Origin of the sequence: Mesorhizobium sp. M7A.F.Ca.US.014.04.1.1, from assembly GCF_003998745.1 — a bacterium.
GTDB classification, from domain to species: domain Bacteria; phylum Pseudomonadota; class Alphaproteobacteria; order Rhizobiales; family Rhizobiaceae; genus Mesorhizobium; species Mesorhizobium ciceri.
Map to the genome: position 1 here is coordinate 1 of NZ_RZRW01000556.1, position 3,735 is coordinate 3,735.

A 3,735-nucleotide genomic window follows, 5' to 3' on the forward strand; every position below is an offset into this window, starting at 1 on the left:
GGTGTAGAATCCATGGCGGCGGCGTGAGCGGCTGGGCCAGCGCCGGTTATCTTGAACGCTCCCAGATCGTTCGCCCGCCAATCATCATCGTGCGTCCGCCGCATCGGCCGCCCCACTGGCACAAGCCGCACCGTCCTCCGCACCATCGGCCGCCGCACAGGCCGCGTCCCGGCAAGTGCAAGATCGCGCCCGGCTTTGCTTGCAGGTAACGCCGACCGGTTGAACGATAGATGACGGATCGGAGCCGCTGGCCCCGATCCGAGCCTGTTCAGCCGGCGGACATCCCGCTCAAGCAATGTCCACCGTGCTGTCAGGAGCCTGCCTGTCGGTTGGAACGTCGTGGATGAAACCGCGTTAGATCCTCGATCCCCGAAATTGGTGACGAGGTTGGCCATGGCCATTCGCGATTTTGCGCATACGCACGAAGGGGCAGGTGGCGATGCTCTCGCAATCCCCACCGTCGCCGCGATGATTGCGGTGCTGTTTGCCGGCAGCACGGTGCTGACGCCGCTCTACATCGTCTACAAGCAGCAATTCGGCTTTTCACAAATCACCCTGACGCTGATCTACGCCGTGTATGTCGTCGGCAATCTGGCGGCACTTCTGATGTTGGGCAGCGTCTCCGATATTGTCGGACGCCGGCCCGCGAGCCTGGCGGCCATGCTCGTCGCCATCGTCAGTGCGCTTGTCTTCCTGTTTGCCGTAAACGTCGTCTCGCTCGACGTCGCCCGCATCCTGAGCGGGCTTGGCATCGGCGTCGGCGCGGGGACCGGAACCGCGTGGATTGCCGAGCTTCTTCCCGGCGCGGACAAGTCGCGCGCCAGTGTGATTGCCACCAGCACCAATTTCCTCGGCCTCGGCCTCGGCGCACTGATTTCGGGATTTCTGGCTGAATACGAGCCATGGCCGTTGCGGCTGATCTTCATCGTCTATCTGGCAGCACTTGTGGTGGTGACGATCCTGGTCTGGCGCACTCGCGAAACGGTGTCGAAGCCGGGCGGCCTCGGGGGGATCTCCTGGCGGCCGCGACTTTCCGTCCCGGAGGAAATCCGTGCGCGCTTCGTCGCGCCGGCGGTGACCGGCTTCGGCGCGATGGCGCTGGTCGGGTTCTACGCCGCGTTGGCGCCGAGCATCCTGGCGCAGCAGCTGCATGAGACCAACCATGCCGTCGCCGGCGCGCTGTTCTTCGAGCTGGCGATCGTCACCGCGATCAGCATTGTCGTTCTGATGCACATGAAGAGCAATAAGGCGATGCTGGCTGCGCTGGCATTGATGATCCCAAGCGTCTTGTTGGTGGTGGCGGCGCAGATATTGGCCTCGATGGCACTGATGGTTGCTGCGACGGCCTGTTGCGGCGTTGCGGCGGCGCTTGGTTACCGTGGCGGCCTGCAAGCGGTGAACGAGATCGCGCCCAAGGATCGTCGCGCCGAAGTGGTGTCCAGCTTCTTCATCTGCTGCTTTGTCGGCAACGCCTTGCCCGTCATCGGCATCGGCATCGTTTCGACCTATGCCAGTCCCGTCGCTGCCAGCCTGGCGTTCGCCGGCATGATCGTGGTGTTTGCGTTGGTGGCGCTGGCTTTTGGGCTGAAACAACAACGGCGTTGAGGGCCTGGAGCGGTCCAGCGGAACCGGGTTGGCTTCAGCCGTTCGGTGTTTCAGGCGAAAGATGCGCGCGTCCGCGCGGCACGCCAAGACCGGTGTCCGGCGGCTCGCCGGCGGCCGGCCTGTCCTCGATCATGTGCGTGGTGCGCCAGCGGCCGAAACGATAGTAGGCCGCCGCCAGTACAAGCGAGCTGATCGAACCCGCCGGGAAGCTCCACCACAACGCTTCCTCGCCGATCACGCCACGCATGAAATAGGCAAAGCCGGTGCGCACGACCAGCACCGAAATGACCAGGATGATCAGCGGCGGCATCACGGCACCCGTGGCTCGTACGGTGGCAAACAGCACGATGGTTATGCCGAACAGGATGAACGACCACGAGGCGACATTGTTGATGTGGACGGCGATGTCGATCGCCGCGCTGTCGCGGCTCAGGAACAGGCTCAGCACCGAACGGTCGAAAACCGACAGCACGGCAACCAGTGCGCCGGTCAGGACGAGGTTGAAGCCGACGCCTGAGGCGGCGATGCGGCCGATCCGGTCCCAGCGCCCGGCGCCGACATTCTGTGCCGCCATCGAGGACACCGCGGCGCCGATGGCGAGCGCCGGCATCTGGATGTAGGTCCACAGCTGGGCGGCGATGCCGTAGGCGGCGGCGACCTGTGAGCCGTAGGAATTGACGATGCCCATCACCGTCAGTGCCGCCGCCGAAATGACGATCATCTGCAGGCCCATCGGCACGCCCTTGAAGACGACGATGCGCAGCAAGGTGGGATCGGGCCGCAGCAGAGCGAGGTTGGCGCCGGCCAGCCGCAGCGGATGCTTGCGCACATAGAGCACGATCAGGATGGCGATCACGCTAACCGTCTGGCCGATCAGCGTGGACGTGGCGGAGCCCGCGATGCCGAGTTCGGGAAACGGTCCGATGCCGGCGATGAGCAATGGGTTGAGCACGATGTCGAGGACGACGGCCAGCGCCATGAAGAAGAAGGGGGTGCGTGAATCGCCGGCACCGCGCAGCACGGTCATGACGAAGGACAGAAGGTTCATCATCGGCACGGCGACGAAGATGATGCGCAGATAGGAGCGCGCCAGCGGCAAGGCGTCGGCCGGTGTGCCGAGCGTGTTGAGAATGGCGTCAACCCAGATCCAGCCGCAGACCGCGAAGACAACCGAGACGAGGAAGAAGAACGTCGCGCTGGTGCCGACAATGCGGCGCGCCTCGGGCAGGTCGCGGGCACCGACCGACTGGGCCACCAGGATGGTGGCCGCCATGCCGATGCCGAACACAGTGCCGAGGATCAGGAACAGGACGAGGTTGGCATTAGAGGTGGCGGTCAGCGCCGATTCGCCGAGAAAACGGCCGACCCAGACGGCGTTGATCGAGCCGTTGAGCGACTGCAGCACGTTGGAGCCGAGCACCGGCAGGGCGAACAGCAGAAGCGTGCGCGGGATCGGGCCGCTGGTCAGGTCGCCGGTGCGCCGGCGCGCGGGCATTTTTTCGTCCATGGCGGGCAACTCGGCGGATGGTGATTTGGATCCAGTCCACGATGATATCGCAGGCGGGACCGAGATGCACCCTTGCGAACGCGCGGCTGAAAGGCCGCTGCCCCGTTCATGCCTGCCGCGAGCCCAGCGGACGCGCCAAGCGCGCCCGCCCGTGCAGTGGCCGTTACTTCCCGGCGAGACCCGGCAGCGTGACCTGATAGACCAGGAACATGGTGTCGACATCGGCGCCGTCTTCCGCCTTGTAGGGTGCGCCGACCTGAAAACCGTCCTGGGCGAGGAAGTCGTTGTCGTTGGCGACGAACAGGAAGTAGTCGTCGGGCAGCTTCGGATCGAGAACGCTGACCACCGACATCGCCTCCCACTTCTCCGACAGGTTGTTCTTGTCGTTCGGCGCGCCATTGTGCAGGCCGAAGCGGCCGAGTTCGCCCTTGTCGTTGATGTCGATGAACGGCGTCAGCTTGGCCGGCATCACCGACGGGTCGAGCACGCCCTTGGGCGCCAGCGGCTTGTCGGCGGCATCGAAGGCGCCGCCGGCGATGTCGGTCGCGGCCGAGACGTCGACGACGAAGATCTGGCGCACCAGCGAGGTGTCGCCCTTCAGCCCCTGGCCGTTGCCGCTGTCG

Annotated in this window: 2 protein-coding genes and 1 pseudogene; 1 reads left to right on the plus strand and 2 read right to left on the minus strand. The window is 65.1% G+C overall.

The features are described 5' to 3' along the window. Positions 1–393: 393 nt before the first annotated feature. Positions 394–1,605, plus strand: coding sequence for an MFS transporter (locus tag EOA22_RS27375; protein ID WP_127390355.1), 1,212 nt, complete (start codon positions 394–396; stop codon positions 1,603–1,605). A 34-nt stretch (positions 1,606–1,639) separates the two neighbouring features. On the opposite strand, the gene EOA22_RS27380 is transcribed toward EOA22_RS27375, so the two are convergent. After that, positions 1,640–3,100, minus strand: a complete 1,461-nt coding sequence (locus tag EOA22_RS27380; RefSeq protein WP_244506837.1) for an MATE family efflux transporter — start codon at positions 3,098–3,100, stop codon at positions 1,640–1,642. 175 nt (positions 3,101–3,275) lie between these two features. Next, a pseudogene (locus EOA22_RS27385) lies at positions 3,276–3,735 on the minus strand (hypothetical protein); the annotation flags it as partial.

Bases quoted from the DNA above. Each gene is read 5' to 3' on its own strand.
- EOA22_RS27375 (WP_127390355.1), top strand. From the start codon at position 394: ATGGCCATTCGCGATTTTGCGCATACGCACGAAGGGGCAGGTGGCGAT.
- EOA22_RS27380 (WP_244506837.1), bottom strand. From the start codon at position 3,100: ATGCCCGCGCGCCGGCGCACCGGCGACCTGACCAGCGGCCCGATCCCG.